The organism is Hymenobacter sp. (assembly GCF_035709525.1).
GTDB lineage: Bacteria > Bacteroidota > Bacteroidia > Cytophagales > Hymenobacteraceae > Hymenobacter.
The window spans coordinates 1-4611 of the sequence record NZ_DASTEP010000157.1 but is presented as its reverse complement, the minus strand read 5'-3'; the positions used below and the strand labels follow the sequence as shown (position 1 = coordinate 4611).

Here is a 4611-nt window from a genome sequence, read left to right as displayed (position 1 = left end):
GGGTGTAGAGACGCATCTTTGCGCCTTACGTCACTGAGCCTCGCCTAACGGGAGACGCAAGGATGCGTCTCTACACCCGCCACCTGTACGCTACCTTGGGAACAGCTTTAGCAGATTGGCGCGGACCTCCTCTTGGCTTGTGCCGACCTGCTTCACTACGTTAGGTCAAGCATTGGGCTAACCTCAACGCTGACTTTTTTTCCCGCTGGCAGCCAAGGAGGCCGCTAGTTACATGGGCGTCGGCCTGCAACGCGGAGGCATCGCGAGCGTCCCTGTTCCTTCGGGCTGTTTGGCTAATTGCTCACCAGTCTTAAAGGCAATCAGGCAGCGCGAATGAATTATTAATGAATCAATTACCTACTCGCACCTCTTTTCTGCGCTTCGGTAACTATTCCTGGCAAAAGCAGTTTCAGTACAGAATTTGGGCGCGAATGGAGGGGGTTTTTATAGTAGCATAGCTGCCCGGGGTGTGGGCTATTGGAGTAACATATGTGGATAGTAAGACTAGCGCTGGCGCGGCCCTACACCTTCGTGGTGATGGCGCTGCTGATATTAATTGGGGGCGTGCTGACGATTCAGCGCATGGCGGTGGACATTTTTCCGGACATTCCGATTCCGGTGGTGGGCATCGTATGGACCTACAACGGCATCGCGCCGGAGGAGATGAACCAGCGCATTGTGGTGCCGGTGCAGCGCTCCATCACCACGACCGTTAACAACGTCGAACACCTCGAAAGTCAGAGCCTTAAAGGCATAGGCTTGATTAAGGTATTCTTCCAGCCGGGTACCAACCCTGATGCGGGCGTGGCCCAGATTACGGCCATCACCCAAACGCTGCTGCGGGTGCTGCCGCCCGGCATCACGCCGCCGCTCATCATCCGCTACTCGGCTTCCAACGTGCCGATTGCGCAGACGTCGCTGAGTTCGGAGACCCTAGGTGAGTCGGACCTGTTCGACGCGGCCAACGCTTTTATCCGGCCCGGCCTGGCGGTGGTGCAGGGCGCCTCGGTGCTGCTGCCGAATGGTGGTAAACCGAAGCAAATCATGGTCGACCTCGACCCCGTGAAGCTGGCCGGCAAAAACCTAAGCGGCAACGACGTAGTGAACACGCTACTGGCCCAGAACGTGATTATCCCGGCCGGCTCGGCCAAGATTGGCAGCCGCGAATACGACGTGCGGCTGAACTCCAGCCCCGAGGCCATCGCCACGCTCAACGACCTGCCCATCAAGACCATTGATGGCACCACGGTGTATATCCGCGACGTGGCTTTTGTGCACGAGGGCGCGGCGGTGCAGCAAAACGTGGTGCGCCAGAACGGCCGCCGCACGGCCATTATTCCGATTCTGAAAAGCGGCTCGGCCTCCACGCTGGCCATTATCGATAAGATAAAGCAAGTGCTGCCGAACATTCAGGCCAACGCGCCGCCCGGCTTGAATATCAAACTCTTGTTTGACCAGTCGTTTTTCGTGCGGGCCAGCATCAAGGGTGTAATCGTGGAGGCCAGCATTGCGGCGGGCCTCACGGCGCTTATGATTCTGCTGTTTCTGGGCTCGTGGCGCTCGACGTTGATTATCGCTATCAGCATTCCGCTCTCGATTCTGGTCAGCATCATTGTGATGAATATTCTGGGCCAGACCCTGAATATTATGACCCTAGGTGGCCTCTCGCTGGCCGTGGGCATCCTGGTCGATGACGCGACGGTGGAAATCGAGAACATCCACCGCAACATGGGCCAGAAAAAGGGCCTGAAGCGCAGTATTCTGGATGGGGCGCAGCAAATTGCGACGCCCGCGCTGGTGGCCACGCTGGCTATTTGCATCGTGTTTGTGCCGGTGTTTTTCCTAGGTGGGGTAGCGTCGGCCATTTTTGCGCCGCTCGCTACGGCGGTTATTTTCGCCATGCTGGCCTCCTACATCCTCAGCCGGACACTGGTACCCACGCTGGTGATGTACTTGCTGCGCAAGGAGTTGCCCATCTACCACGCCCAGGAAGAAGAGGAAGTACCGAGCGCGCACTTCCGCAATGGCCGCGAGGTGCCGCAGCACGAGCGCGACCTGGCCCGCCTGCGCCGCCAGCAGTTTGAGAAAGAGCACCCCAGCGGCACGCCCGAGGAGGAAGCCGAGGAGTCTATCACCGACGCCGAGCGCAAGGCTGCCGATGGCATTACCAAAAGCTGGGTGTGGCGCTTGCACACGGCGTTTGAGCACCAGTTTGAGAAGTTTCGGGCCGGCTACACTAGGGCGCTCGACTGGGCGCTGGACAACCGCAAGAAGGTTGTAATGGCCTTTGCGGTGCTCTTTATCGGCTCGCTGGGGCTGTACCCGTTCATTGGCCAAAACTTCTTCCCAACCGTGGATGCGGGCCAGCTGCGCCTGCACATTCGGGTGCCCACCGGCACGCGGGTCGAGGAAACCGAGCGCCGCTTCCGGCAGGTGGAAGAGGTTATCAAGCAAGTGATTCCGAAAGACGAGCTGGATTTGGTGCTGGATAACATCGGCCTGCCGGCTATTCCGATTAACCTCATTCTCAGCGATAACCCGACCATTGGGGCGGGCGACGGCGAGATATTGGTGAGCATGAAGGAGGAGCACGGCCCCACCGGCGAGTACATCGAGGAGATTCGCCGCCGCATTCACAAGCAGTACCCCGACCTGATTATCTTCTTCCAGCCGGCTGATATCGTAAACCAGACGCTGAACTTCGGTCTGCCCGCGCCCATCGACATTCAGGTATCGGGCCGTGACAAGGCCGCCAACAAGCGCATTGCCGAGGAGCTAAGCAAGAAAGTGGGCGCAGTATCGGGCGTGGTTGATGCGTTTGTGTACCAAGCGTTTGACCAGCCGCAGATTCGCCTCGATATCGACCGGGTGCGGGCGCAGCAGGCGGGCCTCACGCAGCGCGACATTGCCAACAACGTGCTGGTCAACCTCTCCTCCAGTACCCAAACCAACCCCAACCAGTGGCTAAATCCGCAAAACGGCGTGAGCTACACCGTGGCCGTGCAAACGCCCCCGCGCGACCTCTCGACCACCGACGCGCTAGGCAACATCACCGTGACCGGCGCCACGCAGCCTAACCCGCAGCTGCTCACTAGCTTCGCGCAGCTGCGCCGCACCGAAACCACGGCCGTGGCCTCGGATTACAATATTCAGCGCACCGTGGACGTGTACGCCAGCGTGAGCCAGCGCGACCTAGGCGGCGTGAGCGGCGACATTCGCAAAATCATCGCGGCCGCGCAGAAAGAAGCGCCCAAGGGTACGACCATCACCCTGCGCGGGCAGTCGGAGTCGATGCGGACGTCGTTTATTGGCCTAGGGCTGGGCGTGGCGGGTGCTATCCTACTGGTTTACTTGCTGATGGCGGTGAACTTCCAGAGCTGGCTCGACCCGCTCATCATTATCACGGCCCTACCGGGCGCGCTGGCGGGCATCCTCTGGATGCTCTTCATCACCCAGACCACGCTGAGCGTGCCAGCCCTGATGGGGGCTATCATGTGCATCGGGGTCGCCACGGCCAACTCAATTCTGCTCGTGACCTTCGCCAACGAGCGCCGCGAAGAGGAGCCCGACCTCGACCCGCGCGACGCAGCCCTCGACGCTGGCTTCACCCGCCTGCGCCCGGTGTTGATGACAGCCCTAGCCATGATTATCGGTCTGCTGCCCATGTCCTTAGGCATGGGCGAGGGCGGCGAGCAAAACGCCCCCCTAGGTCGCGCCGTGATTGGCGGCCTCACGCTGGCTACTGTCACGACTTTGTTCTTCGTGCCGATTATGTTTTCTTATTTGAAGAAGAAAGAGGAGCAGCCGAAGGAGGCGCAGGCCCAGGCGGCGTGAACCTCACCCCCCGGCCCCCTCTCCAAAAAAGAGGGGGAGCCTGACGCCTAATAACGTTCACTTACGCCTGCCAGCGGTCGGCTCCCCCTCTTTTTTGGAGAGGGGGCCGGGGGGTGAGGTTCCCCGCGCCGGGCTCGCGCCAAGACAATTTACAAGTAATCCATCTGAATGTCAACCGAAGAACGAAATAGCGGCAGCGGTCGCTTCTGGCTACTCATTATCATTGCCTTAGTCGTATTTGCGGGGCTGTTTGTGCTGGGCTGGCTGCCGCGCCACCGCCGCGACACCGCCCGCGACGAAGAAAAACAGGCCCAAACTACCGCCAAACCCGTCGTGACGGTGCAGCCCGCCAAAGCCGCGCCCGACACCACCAGCGTGACCCTGCCCGCCGACCTGCGCTCGCAGCACGAAACCGAGTTGTTTGCCCGCGTCAACGGCTTTGTGCAGAGCTGGAAGGCTGACATCGGCCAGCGCGTGCGGCGGGGCCAGGTGCTGGCTACCATCACCACACCCGAGCTCGACCAGCAAATAGCCCAGGCCCAGGCCAACCTAGCGCTGGCGCGCACCTCGTTCGGCCGCTTGCAGAGCGTGACGCTACCCGGTGCTATTTCGAAGCAAGAACTGGATGCCGGCCAGGCGCAGTACCTAGCCCAGCAGGCCGTGGTGAAGCAGTTGCAAGCCCAGCGCTCGTTTCGGCAAGTAATCGCGCCCTTCAATGGCACCGTGACCCAGCGTAATGTGGACGTGGGCACGCTCGTAACGGGTGGCAATGCTGTT

2 protein-coding genes are annotated in these 4611 nt (G+C 60.4%); both read left to right on the top strand.

Annotated elements, in window-relative coordinates; all coding sequences use genetic code 11:
• Positions 1-489 precede the first annotated feature (489 nt).
• Positions 490-3834 (top strand): efflux RND transporter permease subunit, encoded by a 3345-nt coding sequence (locus VFO93_RS13380; protein WP_325134882.1) that lies wholly within the window; start codon positions 490-492, stop codon positions 3832-3834.
• Between the two features lie 168 nt (positions 3835-4002).
• Positions 4003-4611, top strand: a 609-nt coding sequence (locus VFO93_RS13375; protein ID WP_325134881.1) for an efflux RND transporter periplasmic adaptor subunit, incomplete at its 3' end; no start/stop codon positions are given.